20 protein-coding genes are annotated in these 20,461 nt (G+C 69.0%); 6 read left to right on the forward strand and 14 right to left on the reverse strand.

Translation table 11 applies throughout. The annotated features are described in order from the left end of the window. Positions 1-6: 6 nt before the first annotated feature. The 6 genes from AOM45_RS19755 to AOM45_RS19780 form a co-directional block, all read right to left on the reverse strand. The gene (locus tag AOM45_RS19755) at positions 7-312 is read right to left on the reverse strand and encodes a hypothetical protein (RefSeq protein ID WP_030466200.1); all 306 of its coding nucleotides are present in this window, start codon (positions 310-312) and stop codon (positions 7-9) included. A gap of 189 nt (positions 313-501) precedes the next feature. Next, on the reverse strand, positions 502-1,719 hold the full coding sequence (locus AOM45_RS19760) for a DUF4241 domain-containing protein (protein WP_051782929.1): 1,218 nt from the start codon (positions 1,717-1,719) through the stop codon (positions 502-504). 43 nt (positions 1,720-1,762) lie between these two features. Continuing rightward, a complete protein-coding gene (locus tag AOM45_RS19765; protein WP_030466198.1) occupies positions 1,763-2,755 on the reverse strand; it encodes a TIGR03842 family LLM class F420-dependent oxidoreductase in 993 nt (330 codons plus the stop codon). A gap of 12 nt (positions 2,756-2,767) precedes the next feature. Continuing rightward, positions 2,768-4,153, reverse strand: a complete 1,386-nt coding sequence (hydA, locus tag AOM45_RS19770; RefSeq protein WP_030466197.1) for a dihydropyrimidinase — start codon at positions 4,151-4,153, stop codon at positions 2,768-2,770. Beyond that, positions 4,150-4,992, reverse strand: coding sequence for a nitrilase-related carbon-nitrogen hydrolase (locus tag AOM45_RS19775; RefSeq protein ID WP_030466196.1), 843 nt, complete (start codon positions 4,990-4,992; stop codon positions 4,150-4,152). Before AOM45_RS19775 ends, hydA begins: the two co-directional genes overlap by 4 nt. Continuing rightward, complete coding sequence (locus tag AOM45_RS19780) at positions 4,989-6,497, reverse strand: NCS1 family nucleobase:cation symporter-1 (RefSeq protein ID WP_035909495.1); 1,509 nt, start codon at positions 6,495-6,497, stop codon at positions 4,989-4,991. Before AOM45_RS19780 ends, AOM45_RS19775 begins: the two co-directional genes overlap by 4 nt. A 154-nt stretch (positions 6,498-6,651) precedes the next feature. Between AOM45_RS19780 and AOM45_RS19785 the strand changes: the two genes are divergently transcribed. Then, on the forward strand, positions 6,652-7,353 hold the full coding sequence (locus tag AOM45_RS19785; RefSeq protein WP_051782928.1) for an alpha/beta hydrolase: 702 nt from the start codon (positions 6,652-6,654) through the stop codon (positions 7,351-7,353). 3 nt (positions 7,354-7,356) lie between these two features. On the opposite strand, the gene AOM45_RS19790 is transcribed toward AOM45_RS19785, so the two are convergent. Genes AOM45_RS19790 through AOM45_RS19805 form a run of 4 tightly spaced genes read right to left on the reverse strand, consistent with a single transcriptional unit; the run spans position 7,357 to position 9,967 of the window. After that, a complete protein-coding gene (locus tag AOM45_RS19790; protein WP_030466193.1) occupies positions 7,357-8,034 on the reverse strand; it encodes a phosphotransferase in 678 nt (225 codons plus the stop codon). After that, positions 8,031-8,540: an RDD family protein gene (locus tag AOM45_RS19795; protein ID WP_030466192.1), complete on the reverse strand. Its 510-nt coding sequence runs from the start codon at positions 8,538-8,540 to the stop codon at positions 8,031-8,033. The genes AOM45_RS19790 and AOM45_RS19795 overlap by 4 nt, the downstream gene beginning before the upstream one ends. A gap of 51 nt (positions 8,541-8,591) precedes the next feature. Next, positions 8,592-9,200 (reverse strand): class I SAM-dependent methyltransferase, encoded by a 609-nt coding sequence (locus AOM45_RS19800; protein WP_030466191.1) that lies wholly within the window; start codon positions 9,198-9,200, stop codon positions 8,592-8,594. A 59-nt stretch (positions 9,201-9,259) separates the two neighbouring features. After that, entirely contained in the window at positions 9,260-9,967 is a 708-nt protein-coding gene (locus AOM45_RS19805; RefSeq protein ID WP_030466190.1) for a MerR family transcriptional regulator, read from the reverse strand. 127 nt (positions 9,968-10,094) lie between these two features. Between AOM45_RS19805 and AOM45_RS19810 the strand changes: the two genes are divergently transcribed. Continuing rightward, positions 10,095-10,550: a hypothetical protein gene (locus AOM45_RS19810; RefSeq protein ID WP_030466189.1), complete on the forward strand. Its 456-nt coding sequence runs from the start codon at positions 10,095-10,097 to the stop codon at positions 10,548-10,550. A gap of 31 nt (positions 10,551-10,581) precedes the next feature. Here the strand turns inward: AOM45_RS19810 and AOM45_RS19815 are convergent, their stop codons facing one another. Then, positions 10,582-12,174, reverse strand: coding sequence for a PucR family transcriptional regulator (locus AOM45_RS19815; protein ID WP_030466188.1), 1,593 nt, complete (start codon positions 12,172-12,174; stop codon positions 10,582-10,584). Positions 12,175-12,280: 106 nt separating this feature from the next. On the opposite strand from AOM45_RS19815, the gene AOM45_RS19820 reads away from it, so the two are divergent. From AOM45_RS19820 to AOM45_RS49635, 3 genes are read left to right on the forward strand one after another with little or no spacing between them, the layout of a single operon-like run. Beyond that, on the forward strand, positions 12,281-13,564 hold the full coding sequence (locus tag AOM45_RS19820) for an aspartate aminotransferase family protein (RefSeq protein ID WP_030466187.1): 1,284 nt from the start codon (positions 12,281-12,283) through the stop codon (positions 13,562-13,564). A gap of 11 nt (positions 13,565-13,575) precedes the next feature. Continuing rightward, a complete protein-coding gene (locus AOM45_RS19825) occupies positions 13,576-15,057 on the forward strand; it encodes a CoA-acylating methylmalonate-semialdehyde dehydrogenase (protein WP_030466186.1) in 1,482 nt (493 codons plus the stop codon). Positions 15,058-15,066: 9 nt separating this feature from the next. Further along, positions 15,067-15,684 (forward strand): class I SAM-dependent methyltransferase, encoded by a 618-nt coding sequence (locus AOM45_RS49635; RefSeq protein WP_201780016.1) that lies wholly within the window; start codon positions 15,067-15,069, stop codon positions 15,682-15,684. On the opposite strand, the gene AOM45_RS19830 is transcribed toward AOM45_RS49635, so the two are convergent. Together AOM45_RS19830 and AOM45_RS19835 are read right to left on the reverse strand one after the other, a co-directional pair. Next, the gene (locus AOM45_RS19830; protein ID WP_030466185.1) at positions 15,596-16,291 is read right to left on the reverse strand and encodes a DUF998 domain-containing protein; all 696 of its coding nucleotides are present in this window, start codon (positions 16,289-16,291) and stop codon (positions 15,596-15,598) included. The genes AOM45_RS49635 and AOM45_RS19830 overlap by 89 nt on opposite strands. Positions 16,292-16,443: 152 nt before the next feature. Then, a complete protein-coding gene (locus AOM45_RS19835; RefSeq protein ID WP_030466184.1) occupies positions 16,444-18,501 on the reverse strand; it encodes an elongation factor G-like protein EF-G2 in 2,058 nt (685 codons plus the stop codon). A gap of 245 nt (positions 18,502-18,746) precedes the next feature. Here AOM45_RS19835 and pdxS point away from each other — a divergent pair, with 245 nt between their 5' ends. After that, a complete protein-coding gene (pdxS, locus tag AOM45_RS19840; protein WP_030466183.1) occupies positions 18,747-19,640 on the forward strand; it encodes a pyridoxal 5'-phosphate synthase lyase subunit PdxS in 894 nt (297 codons plus the stop codon). A gap of 49 nt (positions 19,641-19,689) precedes the next feature. Here pdxS and AOM45_RS19845 read toward each other — a convergent pair whose 3' ends face one another. Next, a complete protein-coding gene (locus AOM45_RS19845; protein ID WP_030466182.1) occupies positions 19,690-20,457 on the reverse strand; it encodes an LppU/SCO3897 family protein in 768 nt (255 codons plus the stop codon). Positions 20,458-20,461: the final 4 nt, after the last annotated feature.

Here is a 20,461-nt window from a genome sequence, read left to right on the forward strand (position 1 = left end):
CCGAAATCAGTGGATGCTCGCGCCCGAGGATCGGCACGAAGTCATGGACACGACGGCCTCTCGCGAGTCTGCGGTCACCCACACCAGCAGCTGCACTTCCCGTGCCGCCCACGCGGGCTCGGCGTAGTCCGCGGCCAGCTGGGTCTTGCCCACCCCGCCCATGCCGGACAGCACGGTGGCCTGGACGCCGTCGGACGTCAGGATCGCCGTGTCGCCCTGGTCCAGCGTCCTCGCAAGCTGGTCCGCGGTGGAGCGTTGCTGGAAGGACCCCGCCAGCCGCGGGACCAGCCCGGCTCGCAGTGGCAGCGCCACCGCAGGACGTGCCGGCGGGGGCCTGGTGGAAGTGCACGCCGCCGGTGATCTTGCCGGCCTGCACGAACTGCCCGGACGCGTCCTCTACGGAGTTGGAGATGTCGTCGTGCGGCATCAGAGCAGTATCGGTTTGCCGCCCGCCCTTCCTGGCCGGAGCCGCGCCGAAGCACCCCGGACGGAGCAGTCAGCTCAGTTCAGCACCTCCTCGGCCACGGGAGCGCAGTGGCGCAGGATCAGCATGTCCGAGACGAAGCAGGCCACCTCGCCACTCGCCGTCCGGCCGATCCAGGTCGGGTAGGAGCCGTCGCCCCAGCCCGAGGCGTAGGCGACCAGGGTCGCTCCTGACTCGGGGTCGGGTATCACGACTGTGCGGGCCCCGATGATGTCCTCGAGGAGAGCGGCCTCGTCCGTCTCCCAGTCGAGGATGCGCTCGAACGCGGGGAGCGCGGTGGCGTCGAAGAAGGAACCTGTGCCGGCGTCGACCCCGAAGCCGTAGTACTCGTCTTGGCCGAGCAGGCGCGGATCCTCTCCTTCCTCCAGGGCCGGCTCCCACGTCGCCACGGGCTCCTCGGACACCACGAGCCTCGCCGCGGTGACGCGGACGTGGGCCGGGTCGTCGTCGAACCGGATGATCCCCAGCTCGACGGGGTAGTCGCCGGGCGGGACGGAGATCTTGAACGGATTGAGGTCCTCGCGCAGGCACGAGGGTTCGGCGGCGACGACCTGGCCGCTCGGCAGGCGGGCTGTGCCCGCCTGCACGACGTCGGTCGTGACGGTGCGATCGTTCAGCTTCCAGCGACGGCCGGGGACGAACGCGGTCTCGATGCCGTCGGCAGCCAGCGGCGTGGCAGGACGCCACGGCGGCTCGGCGAACTCCTCGGCCGGGTCCTCCAACACCAGGGCGACGCCGGGCGGCACCTCGGCGAACGTCGCCCAGTCGGGTAACCGCGGCACCTCGCTGAACAGTTCGGCCACGTCGACGGCCGGCTGGTGGTAGAACATGCCACCGCGATCGCCCGTCACCTTCGTGGCGTACTCCGACCTGCCGTCCGGCCGGTGCGACTTCGACGAGTACGCCGCGCTGTCGTCGAACTCGGCCTGGTCCGGCGTGTCGTACGTCCACTGGCGACTGTTCAGCCGGAACAACCGGTGATCGAGCACGCGGTACTCGACCACCCGCTCGCGTCTGCCCAACGCGTCGACGAACGACAGACGGGCGAAGCCCGCGGCCCAGGCGATCTCGCCGACTCTGACGACACGTCTGGATTCCGGTTCCACCAAGCAGAACGCGTACTGCTCGCCGGCGCGGTCACGCTGCTGCGCGACCGCGACCGGGAGCCGACCCACGATCCTGCGCTCGGCGGGATCCCAGCCCTCGCAGTGCACCACAGCCAGTGATTCGGTCATGGAGTGCACGTTACGGGGCCGGTCTGACAATTTTCGGAGGTGCCTAGACCGCCGGGATCACCGACGAGCCGTAGGCGTCGCGCGTCTTGTCCTTCTCGTCGTGCATCAGGTACAGCGCGAAGTTGTCGACTCCGATCTCCTTCAGCTCCTGCAACCGTTCCACGTGCGCCGACTCCGGACCGACCAGGCAGAACCGGTCCACGATCGCGTCGGGCACGAAGTCGGTCGAGCGGTTGCCCGCCTTGCCGTGGTGGGAGTAGTCGTAGCCCTCGCGGTCCTTGATGTAGTCGGTCAGGGCCTTGGGCACGACGCCCGAGTCCCCGTACCGCGCAACGAGGTCCGCCACGTGGTTGCCGACCATGCCGCCGAACCACCGCAACTGGTCCCGCTGATGGGAGAGATCAGTTCCGACGTAGGCGGGGGCCGCCACGCACATCGTGATGGCCGACGGGTCACGTCCGGCGGCGGTGGCGGCCTCGCGGACCGAGCCGATCGTCCAGCGGGCGATGTCCGGGTCGGCGGTCTGCAGGATGAAGCCGTCGGCCTGTTCGCCGACCATCTTCAGCGCCTTCGGACCGTACGCGGCCATCCACATCTCGAGCTTTCCGTTGCGCACCCACGGAATCTGCACGGGTGTGCCGTGGTGCTCCACGGAACGGCCTTCCGCCAGCTCCTTGATCACGTGCATCGCGGAACCCAAAGTGGCCAGGGAGGCCGGTTTCTGGCCGATCACGCGGCGGGCCGAGTCGCCTCGGCCGATGCCGCAGACCGTGCGGTTGCCGAACATGTCGTTCAGCGTCGCGAACAGTGATGCCGTCACCGACCAGTCGCGGGTGGACGGGTTGGTGACCATGGGGCCGATGACCAGGTCGCGGGTGGCCGCGAGGACCTGAGAGTAGATGACGAACGGTTCCTGCCACAGCACGCAGGAGTCGAACGTCCAGCCGTAGCGGAAGCCGCAGTCCTCGGCGGCGCGGAGGCCTTCCACCACGTCCCGCGCTGGCGGGTCGGTCTGCAGCACGATGCCGAAGTCCACGATCGTCCTTTCCTAGACCAGGTACTGGTTGAGGTCGCGGGGCACGAAGCGGCCGTGGCCCGTCGAGCCGTGGTAGGCGCCGTCGGCGATCACCTTGCGGCCGCGGGAGAACACGGTGTCGACCTTGCCGGTGACGTCGAAGCCCTCGTAGGCCGAGTAGTCCACGGCCATGTGGTGGGTCTCCGCCGAGATCGTCTGGGTGGCCGCGGGGTCGTAGATCACGACGTCCGCGTCCGCTCCCGGAGCGATCACGCCCTTGCGTGGGTACATGCCGAACATCCGGGCCGGGGTCGTGGAGGCGATCTCGACCCAGCGTTCGCGGGTGATCTCGCCCTTCACGACGCCCTGGTGGAGCAGGTCGACCCGGTGCTCGACGCCGGGCATGCCGTTGGGGATCTTGGAGAAGTCGCCCAGCCCCAGCTGTTTCTGGTCCTTGAAGCAGAACGGGCAGTGGTCGGTGCTCACCACCGAAAGATCGTTCGTCCGCAGACCTCGCCACAACGACGACTGGTGTTCCTTGGGGCGCAACGGAGGCGACGCCACGTACTTGGCGCCCTCGAAGCCGGGACGGGCCAGGTCCTCCAGCGACAGGTACAGGTACTGCGGGCACGTCTCCGCGAACACGTTCTGGCCCGTGTCACGAGCGGCCGTGACCGCGTCGAGTGCCTGTGCCGCGGACAAGTGCACGATGTACAACGGAGAACCGGTCACCTTCGCGAGCTGGATCGCGCGCGAGGTCGCCTCGCCCTCCAGTTCCGGCGGGCGGGTCAGCCCGTGCTGCACCGGGTCGCCGAGGCCGTTGGCGAGCGCCTGTGCGACGAGCTGGTCGATCGCGATGCCGTTCTCGGCGTGCATCATGATCGTGGCACCGGTCTCGCGCGCCTTCTGCATGGCGCGCAGGATCTCGCCGTCCGTCGCGTAGAAGACGCCGGGGTAGGCCATGAACATCTTGAAGCTGTTCACCCCGGCCGCGATGCACGACTCCATCTCCTTCAGCGACGCGTCGTTCACGTCGGAGATGATCATGTGGAAGCCGTAGTCGATCGCGCAGTTGCCGTCGGCCTTGCTGTGCCACTTGTCCAGAGTGGACAGCAACGAACTTCCCTTGGGCTGCACGGCGAAGTCCACGATCGTGGTCGTGCCGCCCCACGCCGCCGCGGTCGTGCCGGTCTCGAACGTGTCCGCGGACTGGGTGCCGCCGAACGGCATCTCCATGTGCGTGTGCACGTCGATGCCGCCGGGGATCACGTACTTCCCGGCCGCGTCGATCACCTCGTCGGCCTGCACCTCGAACCCCGGCGTGACGAGGGCGGCGATGTGCTCGCCCTCGATCAGCACGTCGGCCGCGTGCGAGCCGGTCGCGTTGATGACCAGGCCGTTGCGAATCAGGACGCTCACGGCTTCACCAGGCCCTCGTAGGTGTCGGGACGGCGGTCGCGGTAGAACGCCCACGTGTCGCGGACCTCGGTCAGCAGGTCGAGGTCCAGGTCGCGCACCACGAGCTCTTCCTCGGTGTCGGACGCCGCGTCACCGACGAGCTGGCCGCGCGGCGAGACGAAGTACGTCTGACCGTAGAACTCGTTGTCGCCCAACGGCTCCACGCCGACGCGGTTGATCGCGCCGACGAAGTACTCGTTCGCGACGGCCGCGGCGGGCTGCTCCAGCCGCCACAGGTACTCGCTCAGCGAACGAGACGTCGCGGACGGGTTGAACACGATCTTCGCGCCCGCGAGCCCCAACGCGCGCCAGCCCTCGGGGAAGTGGCGCTCGTAGCAGATGTAGACGCCGATCCGGCCCACCGCGGTGTCGAACACGGGATAACCGAGGTTGCCCGGCTTGAAGTAGAACTTCTCCCAGAAGCCCTTCACCTGCGGGATGTGGTTCTTGCGGTACTTGCCGAGGTACGTGCCGTCCGCGTCGATCACGGCCGCGGTGTTGTAGTAGACGCCCGGCTGTTCCACCTCGTACATCGGCACGATCAGCACGATGTTGTTCTGCGCCGCGACTTCCTGCATCAGCTCCGTGGTGGGGCCGTCGGGAATCGCCTCGGTGTAGGAGTAGAAGTCCGCGTCCTGAACCTGGCAGAAGTACGGTCCGTAGAAGAGCTCCTGGAGACACAACACCTGCGCGCCCTGGGAAGCGGCGCTGCGGATGTGCTCGACCGCGTTCGCGATCATCGACTCCTTGTCGCCCGTCCACTTCTGCTGGACGAGCGCCGCCCGGATGATGTTGCTCACCTGGTCGTCTCCTTTGCCGTGTTGTCCTTCAGAGCAAGGAAAACCAGGAAGCCGGCGACGAAGCCGACCACCCAGTTGTAGTCGTAGAGCGGCTTCAGGAACGGGATCAGGCCGTCCGCGGGGAACGGTCCGCCGTAGGCACCACCGACCGCGAGCACGGAGCCCACTAGGGTCGCCAGGACGGCACGCCAGTTCCAGCCGCCGTTGAACCAGTACGCGCCCCGCCCGTCCAGGTAGAGGTCGCCGAGGTGCAGCTGGGTCTTCTTGATCACCCAGTACCCGGCCACGAACACACCCGCCACCGAAGCGAGCAGACCGCCGTAGAACCCGAGCCACGCGAAGATGTAGATGCTCGGGTCGGAGATCAGCCGCCACGGCTGGATCAGGACGCCGACGACGCCCGTGATCAGACCGCCGATCGCGAACGTGATGCGCTTCGGGAACGCGTTCGAGAAGTCGTAGGACGGGCTGACGACGTTCGCCGCGAGGTTCGCCGAGATCGTGGCCAGCACCAGCGACATCAGCGCGATGAGCACCAGGATCGTGCTGTCGAAGCGGGACGCGAGGTCCGCCGGGTCCCAGATCGCCTCGCCGTACAGGGCCTGCGCGCCGGACGTGGTCAGGATCGCCACGATCGCGATGAACGACATCGTGGTCGGCAGACCGAGGATCTGCCCGGTGACCTGCTTGCGCTGCGACCCGCCGAACCGCGTGAAGTCCGGCATGTTCAACGAGAGCGTGGACCAGAACGCGATCATGCCCATCAGCGACGGGAAGAAGACCTTCCAGAAGTCGGGACCCCAGCCGAGCTTGCTGCCGGTGTGCAGGATCGGCCCGAAGCCGCCCGCCTTCACCAGCACGTAGCCCAGCAGGATCAGGAACCCGACGCTGACCAGCGGCGCCGTCCAGTTCTCGAATCGCCTGATCGCGTCCATGCCGCGCCAGATGACCAGCATCTGCACGACCCAGAAACCGAAGAAGCACAACCACAACGTCCAGGGCTGACCGCCCACGACGGAGGCCTTGGTCCACCCTTCCCCGGCCAGCCGGCCGATGATCACGTGCAGCGCCTTGCCGCCCACCCACGTCTGGATGCCGAACCAGGCACACGCGATGAACGCGCGGAGCAGCGCGACGAGGTTGGCCCCGCGGATCCCGTAGAACGCGCGGGCGAACACCGGGAACGGGATGCCGTACTTCGTGCCGGCGTGGCTGTTGAGCAGCATGGGGATCAGCACGATCAGGTTGCCCAGGGTGATCGTGAGGAACGCCTGCACCCAGTCCATGCCCAGCGCGATCAGCGACGCCGCGAGCGTGTAGCTGGGGATGTTGTGCGCCATGCCCATCCACAGCGCGAAGAAGTTGTACGTCGTCCAGGTCCGCTGCTCGATCGGCACCGGCGCGAGCTCGGGGTTGTAGAAACGGCTGTCCTTGATGGGACCCACGTCGCTCAGTTCGACGCGGCCGTCCGGTGTGACCTGGGGCGGGGAGGACTCAACTGCCATCGTTCAACCCCCTGTTACGCTGCTGAAACACGGCGAACGCGGTCGGTTCCATCGGAGAATCCTGGGTCCGGTGCCGCAGGTGTGGCAGTGTCAAAGTGTCCACGCTTGTCTTGATCCGCGCACATTCTGCGCACGTTCTGTTTCACTGAGCGGCGTGGCGATGTCGCGGCGAGCGGTCTTGATCGGTGGCGTGGGCCTGGTGGGCGCGGCGGGCACGTACGGCGCGCTGACCCCGCGCGGCCGCCGGCTCCTCGGCTGGACGGGCCCCGACGGAGTGGTGCCGAACGTGCCGCCCGTGCCCGTTCAGGCGACGCCGTGGGGCGCGTGGATGGGCACGGCCGGCCCGACCGTGCTCGTGCTGCACGGCCGCGGCGGCAGCGCGTCGTGGTGGGAGTCGCTCGGCCTGCCGCAGTTCCTGAACGGCCGCGGGTTCCGGTGTGCGGTGGTCAACGGCGGTGAGGACTACTGGGTCGGGCTGACCCCGCCGGTGCCGTTCGACGCGGCGCTGGGTGTGTCGATGGGCGGGTTCGGCGTGCTGGACATTGCCTCGCGGCGCCCGCTGAAGGCGGTGGCGGCGGTGAGCCCGGCGCTGTTCCCGACGTGGGAGGACGCAGAGCGGATCAACGGGTTCGCCTCGCGCGAGGTGTGGGAGCAGCACGAGCCGTTGCGGCACACGGCGGCCATCACGTCACCGGTCGGCGTGTGGTGCGGGCAGGAGGACCCGTTCCACGACCCGGCGCGGGACCTGGCGCGGGCGGTGGGCGCCGAGGGGGCGTTCGAGCACGGCGAACACGACGGCGGCTACTGGCGCCGCGTGTTGCCTGAGGCGCTGGGGTTCATCGAGCGCCGGCTTTGAGGTTCAGGCCAGTTCGCGGTCGAACACGTCCCGATGCAGGTGCACGAACGCGTGCTCCCGCCTGCTCCACTCGATCCGATCGGCGGGAGCAGCGCGCGACGTCCAGAACCGCACGTTGCGGGACTGCCGCTCGAGCACGCAGTCGACGAGGGCGTGCCGTTCGGAGACGTCGAGGCCGTACGCGTCGGCGATGAGCCGCACCTGCCTCGCCTGGTGGTCGAGCGGCATCGCCTGCCTGGACGAGATCGACCAGGTCCAGGCCAGGTACCCGACGTCCTCCAGGTGGCTTCCCGGTGCGGCTTCGTCGAAGTCGATGAACGCGACGGGCACGTCGTGCTGGAAGACCGCGTTGTTCGGCCCGGGATCGTGGTGGCACACCACGTCGAACCGCCCGGCCAGGTCGCTGCCCCGCGTGGCGTCGTGCATCTCCCGCAACAGCAGGGCCGCTGCCCCCACCTGCGCGTCCGACCAAGGCCGGAACCGGGGCGGAACGTGTCCCGGGACGAAGGAGAGCACGTCCGTCTCGCCGGTGCGCCGGAGAAACCGGGGAGCTCCGCGAAAGCCCCTGCTCTCCAGCAGGGTCAGCACGGACGCGGCGAAATCGGACCGGGGCCTGTGCACCTCGTTGCCCGACCGGAAGACACCGGAGGCCAGGCGGCCGCCGGTGAGCCGTTCGATCACCGGCGGGCTTTCGCCATCGGGACGCGGATCACGGCCGTGCCGGCCTTCCGGTCGTGCCACGTCCGCGTCCCGCGCAGGTCGAGCGCCTCCACCAGCGTCAGCACGAGCAGCACCAGCCCGCTCACCAGCAGCAGCGAGCCGAGCCACCCCGCAGAGGCGACCTCCAGGTGCTCGCCGATGACGACCCACGGCTGCTGCCAGCCGAGGCCCGCCATCAGCGCGGGCTCCCGCCAGCCCAGACCGGTCAGCACGAGCACCACGCCCGCGCCGGGCAGCGCGGTCGTGACGAGCGTGCGGGCCAGCACCTGTCTGAGGCTGAGGCCGGACGCGGGGCCCACGACCCTCAGGCCCACGAGGGCCTTGCCGAAGGTGTTCACGCGCAGCAGCAGTGCGTCGTACACGGCCGCACAGAGCACCACCAGCACGGGTTCGTGAACCAACGGCCACGCCACGACCAGCACCAGGAGCCAGTCGAGCAGACGGGCGATCAGCCGACGAACGAGCATGATTCACGCTATGGCGCGAAAGTCCGTCATAAGTGGTCAGTTCATGGCCAGTTACCGCACGAACTCCGCGACCCACCTGCCGTTGTCGCGCCTGACGGAACGCGAGGTCAGGCCGTCCGCCGCGAACGCCTCGATCTCGGACGGCGTGAGCGGCCAGGGCGGACCGTCGGGCACCGGGCCCTCGTCGCGGGCCACGGCGAGCACGAGCAGCTCCGACCCGGTCAGCCACGCGACGCGCTCGGTGGCCTGGGCGTGCAGGTCGACGGGCAGTGCCTGGACCGTCATGTTCTCGACGACCAGGTCGAACGCGTGGTGCCACTCCGCGGGCGGGTTGAGGAGATCGGCGACCACGTACTTCACCTTCGAGTCCGGATAGCGCGCCTGGACGGTCGCGATCCCGGTGGGGGAGATGTCGAACGCGACCACGTCGAAGCCCAGCGACGCCAGGAACTCCGAGTCGCGGCCGTAGCCACAGCCCACGACCAGGGCGCTCCGACCGGTGCCGTCGACACCGTCGGCCCACTCGACGAGGTGTGGTTGCGGGTGGGGCTGGTCCCAGGGGACGGAGGCCGTGCCGGCTTCGGCCTCCGCGTAGAGATCTTCGAACCAACCGGCCGGGTTGCTCGCCTGCAGGCGGCGGGCGTCGTCATCAGCGGACATGACGGTGTTCTACCGCGCCGGTCGCAGACCCACCCGGCGATTTTGCCGGTTCGGCAACGTCACTGCGCGGCGCGCGCCTGAGTCACGTAGTCGACCAGGCCGTCGTCGGCCGGCCACCCGATCTGCGCGCTGATCGACGCCTTGTTCTCGTCCCACGACCGCTGCGCAGCGGCCTGGATCGCCGCGTCGCCGCCCGTGAACCGGGCGCCCAGCGCGTCCCACTGCCGCGACAGCTCCACCACGCGCGGGTCGGTGGCGGGCGTGCCGTCGGCCATGTGCTGCCGCAGCTGCTTGACCAGCTCGAGCCAGGAGGCCTTCAGCGCCTCCACGGCCTCGGGGCCGAGGGCGGCGGCGCGGGACCGCAGGTCGGTGAGCTGGTCGGCGGTGAAGTAGCTCTCGTGCACGGACATCATCTCCAAAGTGGACAGAAGGGATTCGGTGGTGTGCCCGTCGAGCAGGGCGGTGAGCCGCGACCGCAGTGCCTCCACCTGCTGAGCCTGCGCGGTCAACGCGGCGAGCTGGGCCTGGAAGATCGGCCGCAGCGAGTCCGAACGCGACAGTGCCGACCGGACCTCGTCCAGCGAAAGACCGAGCTGGCGCAGCGATCTCACCTGATAGAGGCGTCGGACGTCGTCCGGGGTGTACCGACGGTGACCGGATGTCGTTCGCTCGGACGCGACGACCAGTCCGATCTCGTCGTAGTGGTGCAGCGTGCGGACGGTCAGTCCGCTCGCTTTGGCCAGGTCACCGATGCTCCAACGGGTCACACGACGACCGTAGGACCTCCCGTGGCGTGAGGTTCAAGCCCTGAACACCCGATCGAGCGGATAAATGACCGAACCGAATGCGCCGATGAAAACGAAGATCGGTCCCCAAACCAGATTGAGGAAAACTGTGTCTCGTTCCGGACTGTTCCGCGCCGCCGCCCTTCTCGCCGCCGGTGCGGCCCCGCTGCTGGCGGGCTCGGCCAACGCCGTGGAGGTGCCGCAGCTGAACGGTGGCCTCCCCGAGGTCGGCGCGGACAAGGTGATCTCCGACGCCACCGAGCACGCGAACCCGCTCGAGTCGGCGGGTGCCGTGCACCTCGGCCAGGTCAAGGCGCCCGTCGTGAACGACCTGCCCGCCGCGCCGGCCCTGCCCGAGCTGCCGGGCGCCGCGCAGGAGCGCACCGTTCCGAACCCGGTCGCGCCCGAGCTCGGCACCCTCCCGGCCCTGCCGAACGCCGAGGCCCTGGCCGGCAACGCGCACGTCGGTGACCTGAAGGCCCCGAGCCTGTCCGACCTGCCGACCAACGGTGTCGTGCCGAACCCGAACGTGCTGTCGGGCACCTTCCCGACCATCAACGGCTGAGTCGCACGCTGAAAATGGGCCCGTGCTGCCGTCACGGGCCCATTTCGTGCACCAGCAGCGCGACGTAGAGCGAGAGCACGGATTCCGGGTCCTCCAGCGACACGCCCAGGACCTGCTCGATCCGCGCCAGCTGCTGGTAGTAGGCGGTCCGGGAGAGGTGAGCAGCACCAGCCGCCGCCGACTTGTTGCCGCCGTTCTCGCACAGGCACCGCAGCAGCTCCACCAGCCGTGAGCCCTGCGCCGAGTCCCGCGCCAGCAACGGTCCGAGCTCGCGGTCCGCGAACGCCCGCACCCGCTCGTCCTCGCGCAGCAGGTGCAGCAGCCCGCGCAACCGCACGTCGTCGAGCCGGTGGTAGAGCTGCGTTCCCGGTGCCCGCAACGCCGCACCGGCCACGTGCGCGGCCTCGCCCAGCGACCGCCTGACGTCCGTCGTGGTCGTCACGGTCGTGCCCACGGCGATCACCACGGTCGACGCCGCCGTGCGGTGGATCTCGCGCGCGACTTTGCGCAGCACCCCTTCCACGCCAACGGTCATCGGCACTGAGAGCAACGCACGGACAGACGTGTCGTCCACGACGCCGACCAGCGCTGCGACCGTGACGCGTCGTCCGGCCAATGCGGTCGCTTCTGCCAGATCACGCAGTACTTCTTGTGTCGCAAGCGTTTGCCCGTGTAGTACCGATATTGGCCGCACGGCCACACCGATCAGTTGCCGCCGTTCGAGCGGCACGCCCAGCGCCGCCGCCCGCGCACCGAGGTCGGGCGACTGCGGTGACTGGCCCAACAGCTGTGCTAGCAACGTCCGGTGCGTCTGCCGTTCGAGCGATTCGCGATCACGTGCCACAAGGCGGTGCACGGCCAATGCGGACGCCGCGCGCTCGGCGACCACCACGTGCCGGTGCGGCGGCGGCTCCGGCGAGACGAGCACGAGCCGTCCCCAGTCGGCGCCGCGCGCGCCGACGATCGTGATCAGCCACCCGGACTCGGTGTCGTAGGCGGTCCGTTCGGACACCGTGACGGCACGCGACCGCGCCGCCCAGTCGTCCAGCAGCGTCACGGGATCGTGCCCCGCCGCGTCGTAGGCGAGCACGTCGTGGCCCAGCGTCTCCAGCACCACCGGCAGCCCGGACGTGCGCGCCACCTCGCGCAGCACCTCGGCGGGCTCGGCACCGGCGACCGTCAGTGCCGTGAACGTCTCGTGCACCTGCTCCGCGGCCCGCAGCTCGGCCAGCTGGGCGTCCACGATCAGCCCCACGACCGCCTCGGTGACGGCCACGTACTTCGTCTCCTCGGACAGCGTGACCAGCGGTAACCCGTGTCGTTCCGCCTCGGTCACCAGCGCGGCGGGCACGTCGTCGCGCCACCGCCGCCCCAGCTCGACGACCAGCCCGGCGCAGCCGACGGCGGCGAGCTCCTCGACGTACCGGGCGAGGCCCGACTCGGGCAGCATCACGCCGGTCGTGAGCACCAGCTCGCCGCCGCGCAGCAACGGCGCGATGTCTGCGATCTCCGCCACATGCACCCATCGGACGCGGCGGCTCAGGCCGGCTGATCCCGCGACCAAACGGGGCTTTCCCTGCCTGATCACGGGGAGAGCGACGACGTCGGCCACTGTCGGGTACATGGACACAACGTAATGCCAACCAGCCGATCCGGGTACAGGTTGTGCATGGCGGCGAACCTGGCGTCCCAGCAAACTCCAGTGCAGGAGCTGACGCCTGGAGGACGTGATGGCCCACAAGGAGCTGCTGGCACGACACCGCGCGGTGATGCCGAAGTGGCTGGCCCTCTACTACGACGAGCCCATCGAGATCGCGAGCGCCAGCGGGCGCCGGGTCACCGACCGCGAGGGCACGACCTACCTGGACTTCTTCGCGGGCATCCTGACCAACGCCATCGGCTACGACGTCGCGGAGATCAGCGACGCGATCCGGGCGCAGCTCGACACCGGCGTCCTGCACAGCTCGACGCTCTACCTGATCCGCTCGCAGGTCGAGCTGGCCGAGAAGATCGCCGAGCTGAGCGGCATCCCGGACGCCAAGGTGTTCTTCACCAACTCCGGCACCGAGGCCAACGAGACCGCGCTGATGCTCGCCACCCAGGCGCGCCGCAGCGAACAGGTGCTGGCCCTGCGCAACAGCTACCACGGCCGTGCGTTCGCCACGATCGCCATCACGGGCAACCGCGGCTGGTCGGCGTCCGCGCTGTCGCCGATCAAGGTCAGCTGGGTGCACGGCGGCTACCGCTACCGTTCGCCCTTCAGGTCGCTGTCCGACGCCGACTACATCAAGGCCTGCGTCGACGACCTGCGCGAGATCATCGAGACCACCACGTCCGGCGACGTCGCGTGCATGATCGCCGAGCCGATCCAGGGCGTCGGCGGCTTCACCTCGCCCCCCGACGGCCTGTTCCGCGCGTTCAAAGACGTCCTGGACGAGTACGGGATCCTGTTCATCTCCGACGAGGTGCAGACCGGCTGGGGCCGCACCGGGGAGCACTTCTGGGGCATCCAGGCGCACGACGTGGTGCCGGACGCGATGACGTTCGCGAAGGGTCTCGGCAACGGCCTCGCGATCGGCGGCGTGGTCGCGCGCGGCGACCTGATGGACTCGATCACCGCCAACTCGATCTCCACGTTCGGCGGCAACCCGATCTCCACGGCCGGCGCGCTCGCGACGGTGAACTACCTGCTGGAACACGACCTGCAGGCCAACGCGGCCAAGCTCGGCTCGCGGCTGCTCGGCGGCCTGCGCTCGCTGGCCGAGAAGTACCCGGTGATCGGCGACGTGCGCGGCAAGGGCCTGATGGTCGGCGTCGAGTTCGTGGGACCGGAGGGCGAGCCGAACCCCGGCGCGGCCGGTGTGGTGCTGAGCGAGGCGAAGGCGCGCGGGCTGCTGGTCGGCAAGGGCGGCCTGTACGGCAACGTGATCCGGCTGGCGCCGCCGATGACGCTGACCGAGGACGAGCTGGAAGAGGCGTTGGGAATCTTGGCGCAGGCGGTGGAGAAGGCGTGATCAAGCCCAAAATGATTCAACACTGGATCAACGGCAAGCCCTGGGACTCGGCTCCGGAACGCGCGGGTGACGTCTACGACCCGGCGACCGGCAAGGTGGCTTCGCAGGTCGCGTTCGCGTCGGTGTCCGAAGTGGACGCGGCGGTCTCGTCGGCCGCGGAAGCGTTTGCGTCGTGGCGCAACGCGTCCCTGGCGCAGCGCTCGACGGTGATGTTCAAGTTCCGGGAGCTGCTCAACGACCGCAAGGGCGAGCTGGCTCAGATCGTCAGCTCCGAGCACGGCAAGGTCGTCTCCGACGCGGGCGGCGAGATCCAGCGCGCGCTGGAGTCCGTCGAGTACGCGTGCGGGATCCCGCAGCTGCTCAAGGGCGGGTTCAGCGAGAACGCGTCGACTCGCGTGGACGTCTACTCGATCCAGCAGCCGGTCGGCGTGGTCGGCGTGATCTCGCCGTTCAACTTCCCGGCGATGGTGCCGCTGTGGTTCGTGCCGACGGCGATCGCGTGCGGCAACACCGTCGTGCTCAAACCGTCCGAAAAGGACCCGTCGGCCTCGAACTTCATCGCGTCGCTGTTCGCCGAGGCCGGGCTGCCCGACGGCGTGCTGAACGTCGTGCACGGCGACAAGGTGGCCGTGGACCGCTTGCTGGAACACCCGACCGTGAAGGCGATCTCGTTCGTCGGCTCGACCCCGATCGCCCGCTACGTCTACGAGACGGGCACCTCGCACGGCAAGCGCGTGCAGGCGCTGGGCGGCGCGAAGAACCACATGGTCGTGCTGCCCGACGCCGACCTGGACCTGGCCGCGGACGCCGCGGTGTCCGCCGGCTTCGGTTCGGCGGGGGAGCGCTGCATGGCGATCTCGGTGGTCGTCGCGGTCGGTCCCGTCGGCGACTCGCTGGTCTCGAAGATCAAGTCGCGGATCGCCGACGTGAAGGTGGGTTCGGGTCCGTCGTGCGAGATGGGGCCGCTCGTCACCGGCGTGCACCGGGACAAGGTGACGTCCTATTTGGACACGGGCGTCTCCGAGGGCGCGTCGCTCGTGGTCGACGGCCGCGAGCACCCGATCGACGGCGAGGCGAGCGGCTTCTGGCTCGGCCCGACGCTGTTCGACCACGTCGGCACGGACATGTCGATCTACACCGACGAGATCTTCGGCCCGGTGCTGTCGGTCGTGCGTTGCGAGACGTACGAAGAAGCCGTCGAGATGGTCAACACCAACCGCTACGGCAACGGCACCGCGATCTTCACCAACGACGGCGGCGCCGCACGCCGGTTCCAGAACGAGATCGAGGTGGGCATGGTCGGCGTGAACGTGCCGATCCCCGTGCCGGTCGCCTACTACTCGTTCGGCGGGTGGAAGGAATCGCTGTTCGGTGACGCACACGCGTACGGGCCGCACGGCGTGCACTTCTTCACACGGTCGAAGGTGGTCACCTCGCGGTGGCTGGACCCCTCGCACGGTGGCGTGAATTTGGGGTTCCCGCAGAACACGTAGATTGGCTCGGTGAGTACTCGCCGCTCTTACGACCGTGTGGCCGCGCGTTATGCGTCGGAACTGAGCGGCGAGCTCGCCGGGAAGCCGTTGGACCGGGCCTTGCTGGATGCCGTCGCCGAGCTGGCGGACGGTCCGGTGCTGGACGTCGGCTGCGGGCCGGGTCATGTCGGGACGTATCTGGCTGATCGGGTGTCTGTCGTCGGCGTGGATCTCTCACCGCAGATGTGCACGCACGCCGCGATACCCACTTGTGCCGGCGACATGACCGCACTGCCGTTTCGGTCGCACTCTGTCTCCGCGCTCGTCTGCCTGTACGCGGTCATCCACCTGGATGCGGACCAACGGGCGTTGGCGTACCGGGAGTTCGCACGGGTGCTGCGTCCCGGTGGGCACGCGTTGGTCGCGTTCCACGTGAGGGACGCGGAAACGCAGGCGGGGCAGGCGAAGACGCTGGCGGAGTGGTGGGGGAACGACGTCGACCTGACATTCCGGTTCCTTGATCCGGACGCGGAGACACGGGCGTTGGCGGGGGCGGGCCTCACGGTGACAGCCCGCCTCGACCGGTCCCCGCACCCGCAGGCCGAGCATCCGAGCGAGCGGTGCTATCTGTTGGCGCGCATGCCTTGACGGCGAGGAGCACGAGCCAGGCGAAGTAGGCGTAGGCGTTGATCCGCTCGAAGCCACCTGCCCACGGGGTGTCGTTCTGGTCGATCCCGCGCATCGCGAACGAGGAGGCGATGCCGAAGCCGACGACCACGATGATCGTCGCGATCGCGTAGTACCGGAACCAGCCAGGGTAGGCGATCGCCGAGAGGATCATCATCGCGACGACGAGCAGGCTGAACACGCCGGACAAGGCGATGTGCATGGTGTCGTTGAATCCCGCCGGCATGCCGCGTGAGCTCATGGCCCAGAACGTGTGTGTGGCAATGCCCACGAGGATGAAGTCCGCGATTTGAAGGATGCCGATCCACCGCACGCTTCGTTGATGGGAGATTTGCAGGACGCCGATTCCGAACGCGAGCAGCAGTGCGTTGTGGATGAGGATGACCGTCACCATCAGCGGCCGGACGGGCGATCCGAAGGCGCTGAGCTCGCTGATCGCCTGGTCCAGGAAGCTGTAGCCGTCGTACAGGGCGGCCGAGAGGGCATCTCCGGCGACGTACACCGCGACCGCTGCGATCGCGGTCAGAAGCACGCCCTTCTGCACCGTTGTCCTCGTGTGGGTGTTCATGTCCCCACCTCCGGACTTGATGGTCCGTCCGCGGACGGGCGCCGAACCAGAGCCGGAGCCTCACGACGCCGGGGACCTTCGCCCCTTCACCGCCGCACGAGGGCTCCCACCGTCCTGAACGGGCGGCGGGCTGCCCTCGTGCCTGTGCGGCTCTACTTGCTCGCGCGCGCCGCCAGCGCTTCCGGCAGCGGGTCGTAACGGGAGAAGTGACGTGTGAACGTCCCCGTGCCCGACGTCATGGCTCGCAGCTCGATCGCGTACCGCAGCAGCTCCGACGACGGCACCTCCGCGCGGATCACCGTCCGCCCGCCCTCGTCGGCCTCCGTGCCGAGCACGCGGCCGCGCCGGCCGGACAGGTCGCCCAGCACCGTGCCCATGTGCTCGTCGGGCAGGCGGATCGCGACCTCGTCCATCGGCTCCAGCAACGTCGTGCGCCCGGCGGCCGCCGCTTCCTTGAGCGCCAGTGCGCCCGCGGTCTGGAACGCCGCGTCCGACGAGTCGACCGAATGCGCCTTGCCGTCGACGAGGGTCACGCGGACGTCGACCACCGGGGTGCCGTCGTGCAGGCCCTTCTCCAGCTGCGCCCGCACGCCCTTCTCCACGGACGGGATGAACTGGTTCGGGATCGCGCCGCCGACGATCTTGTCGACGAACTGGAAGCCCGAGCCGCGGGGGAGGGGTTCGACCACGATGTCGCAGACCGCGTACTGGCCGTGGCCTCCGGACTGCTTCACGTGCCTGCCGTGGCCCTTGGCGGACCCCGCGAAGGTTTCCCTCAACGCCACGCGCACCGGTTCGGTGTCGATCTCCGCGCCACCCGCGCGCAGTCTGGCCAGCACGACGTCCGCGTGGGCCTCGCCCATGCACCACAGGACCATCTGGTGCGTCTCGGCGTTGCGGTCCAGGCGCAGCGTCGGGTCGCTCGCGACCAGGCGGTTGAGGTTGCGGGCCAGGTTGTCCTCGTCGCTGCGGGTGCGCGGCACGACCGCGACGGGCAGCAACGGTTCCGGCATGTCCCACGGCGCCATCAGCAGCGGCTTGTCCGGGGCGGACACGGTGTCGCCGGTCTCGGCGGTGGTCAGCTTGGTCAGCGCGCACAGGTCGCCGGCGACGCAATACGGGACTTCGCGCAGGGTCGCGCCCAGCGGCGAGTAGATGTGGGCCACGCGTTCGTCGGCGTCGTGGTCCTCGTGGCCGCGGTCGGACATGCCGTGGCCGGACACGTGCACGGGACGTTCCGGGCGCAGGGTGCCGGAGAAGACGCGGACCAGCGACACGCGGCCGACGTAGGAGTCCACGGCGGTGCGGACGACCTCGGCGACGAGTGGCCCGTCCGGGTCGGCGGCCATGCGGGGCTGCGGGATGCCGTCCACTGACGTCACGGACGGAAGTTCGTGCTCCAGCGGTGACGGGAACGCGCGCGCGATGCCGTCCAACAGCTCTGTGAGGCCCATGCCGGTTGCGGCGCACACGGGCATCACGGGGTGGAAGGAGCCGCGTGCGACGGCGGTCTCCAGGTCGGCGATCAACGTGTCCTGGTCGATCTCCTCGCCCGCCAGGTAGCGGTCCATGAGGGTCTCGTCCTCGCTCTCGGCGATGATTCCCTCGATCAACGCCGCCCGCTCGTCCGGGTAGTTCTCACCGGACGTCAGCAGCCCGACCAGCGAGTCGCCCTCCTGCATGTACAGCGGCACGACGCCCGCACCGAACGCCGCCTGGCACTCGATGACCTCGTTGCCGTAGTTCGCACGGTGGTGGTCTGTGCGTGTGATGACAACGGCACGTGGCATGCCGACGAGCGCACACTCCTCCCACAACGCGATGGTGGCCGCGTCGACGCCCTCGAAGGCGTTGACAACAAAAAGGGCCGCGTCCGCGGCCCGTAGTCCTGCCCTGAGCTCACCCACGAAGTCGACGTATCCGGGGGTGTCGATCAGATTGATCTTGATGTCCCCGTGCTGGATCGGGGCTACGGCGAGGCCTACCGATCGCTGTTGCCGCACAGCGGCCGGGTCGTGGTCGCAGACCGTGGTGCCCTCGGTGACCGATCCCGCGCGGTTCAGCACGCCGGTGGCGGCGAGCAGGGCCTCGGTGAGCGTCGTCTTGCCCGCACCGGACGGGCCAACGAGCACGACGTTGCGGACCTTGGCCGGGTCGTCCACAGCGACCGCGCCTGCCGGTGTCCCGTTGTCGGAGTTCTTGCTTCCCATGGCGACCTCCGTCAAGTCGTAGTGTTCGATCTCACACCCGTTCACCGTCCGGTACAAGTGCGGAGACCCGACTGGATGCCGACCGGCTCGCGAGTACGTTTCACGAACGAGCGAGTGACAGGGGTCACGACCTGCGGTTGATCGGAAAGTGGCCTTCTGGTTCCGGGCTCCAGTGGCTTGGGTGAGGTGGCCACGTCAGACGTAGGATGGGTTCACCAAGACTTCCCTCGTGAAAGGTTGCCCAGGTGAGCACTGATCAGGTCACGGGTACCGCCCGCGTCAAGCGCGGCATGGCCGAGATGCTCAAGGGTGGCGTGATCATGGACGTGGTCGACGCCACCCAGGCGAAGATCGCGGAGGACGCGGGCGCCGTCGCCGTCATGGCGCTCGAGCGCGTGCCCGCGGACATCCGCGCCCAGGGCGGCGTCGCGCGCATGAGCGACCCCGACCTGATCGACGGGATCATCAACGCCGTCTCGATCCCGGTGATGGCCAAGGCCCGCATCGGTCACTTCGTCGAGGCCCAGGTCCTCGCGTCCCTCGGCGTCGACTACATCGACGAGTCCGAGGTGCTGACCCCGGCCGACTACGCCAACCACATCGACAAGTGGGCGTTCACCGTGCCTTTCGTGTGTGGCGCGACGAACCTCGGCGAGGCCCTGCGCCGCATCACCGAGGGCGCGGCCATGATCCGCTCCAAGGGCGAGGCCGGCACCGGTGACGTCTCCAACGCCACCACGCACATGCGCAAGATCCGCCAGGAGATCCGCCGCCTGCAGAACCTCCCCGAGGACGAGCTGTACGTCGCCGCCAAGGAGCTCCAGGCGCCGTACGAGCTGGTCAAGGAGATCGCGCAGAACGGCAAGCTCCCCGTGGTGCTGTTCACCGCCGGCGGCATCGCGACCCCGGCCGACGCCGCGATGATGATGCAGCTCGGCGCCGAGGGCGTGTTCGTCGGCTCCGGCATCTTCAAGTCCGGCAACCCGGCCCAGCGCGCCGAGGCCATCGTGAAGGCCACGACCTTCTACGACGACCCGGACGTCATCGCCAAGGTCTCGCGCGGCCTGGGTGAGGCCATGGTCGGCATCAACGTCGACGAGATCCCCGAGCCGCACCGCCTGGCCGAGCGCGGCTGGTAAGGCTTCTCGAAGTGGGGCGCACCCGTCGCGGGTGCGCCCTTCGTCGTCTTCAGGTCGGCGAGAAGCAGTACGTCGTCTTGATCTCCGGGTACGCGAGCGCCAGCTTCGGGTCGCCCCCGCACGCCGCCTTGTCCACGGTGTTCGCGAGCACCTTCACCCGCACCGCCCCGAAGCTGCCGCAGTCCTTCTTCGGCGCGTTCGCCTGGAGCTGGGCCATCATGAAGTCGTAGCACTGACCGTCGGCGAACACCGGAACCAGACACACCGACAGGCTCTCCAGCACGCTGAACTTCAGGTACTGCAGGTACCCGTCTTCCGGTTCGCCACACTTGTCCTTAGTCGACGTCCCGACCTTGCTGACGGTGTAGTTGTGCTCGCCGCAGGCGACCTTCTTGTAGTCGGGCTGGATCGAGGTCCCGGTCATCAGCACGCAGTCGCCGACCTCCGCGAACGGCGGCGCCTTCGACGTCGTGGTCGGCGGGGTGGTCGTTGTCGTCGGGGCGGCGACCGTCGTCTGGGTGCCGCCGCCGAACTTGATCGTGTCCTTCGTGGACAGCCAGAAGACCAGGCCTCCCAACGCCAGCGCGAACACCGCCAGCACGGCCACGATCTTCACGCCCGCGCCGGACTCCCGGTGCGGTGCCACGGCAAGGATCGGCTCCGGCACCTCGTACACGCCGATGGGCCTGGTGGCGGACGGGTGCGGCGGCGGCTGCTGCGCCGGGGGCGGGGCGAAGGCGGAGAACGGGTCGCTGCCGGGTGGTTCGTAGAGGTCCGAGGGTCTCGGGCGCTCGGGTTCGTGCGGTGGTGTGGTCATGAGG

The organism is Lentzea aerocolonigenes (assembly GCF_000974445.1).
GTDB lineage: Bacteria > Actinomycetota > Actinomycetes > Mycobacteriales > Pseudonocardiaceae > Lentzea > Lentzea aerocolonigenes.

Excerpts from the sequence above, each read along its gene's own strand:
- AOM45_RS19835 (WP_030466184.1), bottom strand. The coding sequence starts at position 18,501 with ATGGGAAGCAAGAACTCCGACAACGGGACACCGGCAGGCGCGGTCGCT.
- AOM45_RS19830 (WP_030466185.1), bottom strand. The coding sequence starts at position 16,291 with ATGAACACCCACACGAGGACAACGGTGCAGAAGGGCGTGCTTCTGACC.
- AOM45_RS19825 (WP_030466186.1), top strand. The coding sequence starts at position 13,576 with ATGATTCAACACTGGATCAACGGCAAGCCCTGGGACTCGGCTCCGGAA.
- AOM45_RS19760 (WP_051782929.1), bottom strand. The coding sequence starts at position 1,719 with ATGACCGAATCACTGGCTGTGGTGCACTGCGAGGGCTGGGATCCCGCC.
- AOM45_RS19800 (WP_030466191.1), bottom strand. The coding sequence starts at position 9,200 with ATGTCCGCTGATGACGACGCCCGCCGCCTGCAGGCGAGCAACCCGGCC.
- AOM45_RS19845 (WP_030466182.1), bottom strand. The coding sequence starts at position 20,457 with ATGACCACACCACCGCACGAACCCGAGCGCCCGAGACCCTCGGACCTC.
- AOM45_RS19820 (WP_030466187.1), top strand. The coding sequence starts at position 12,281 with ATGGCCCACAAGGAGCTGCTGGCACGACACCGCGCGGTGATGCCGAAG.
- AOM45_RS19780 (WP_035909495.1), bottom strand. The coding sequence starts at position 6,497 with ATGGCAGTTGAGTCCTCCCCGCCCCAGGTCACACCGGACGGCCGCGTC.
- AOM45_RS19795 (WP_030466192.1), bottom strand. The coding sequence starts at position 8,540 with ATGCTCGTTCGTCGGCTGATCGCCCGTCTGCTCGACTGGCTCCTGGTG.
- AOM45_RS19815 (WP_030466188.1), bottom strand. The coding sequence starts at position 12,174 with ATGTACCCGACAGTGGCCGACGTCGTCGCTCTCCCCGTGATCAGGCAG.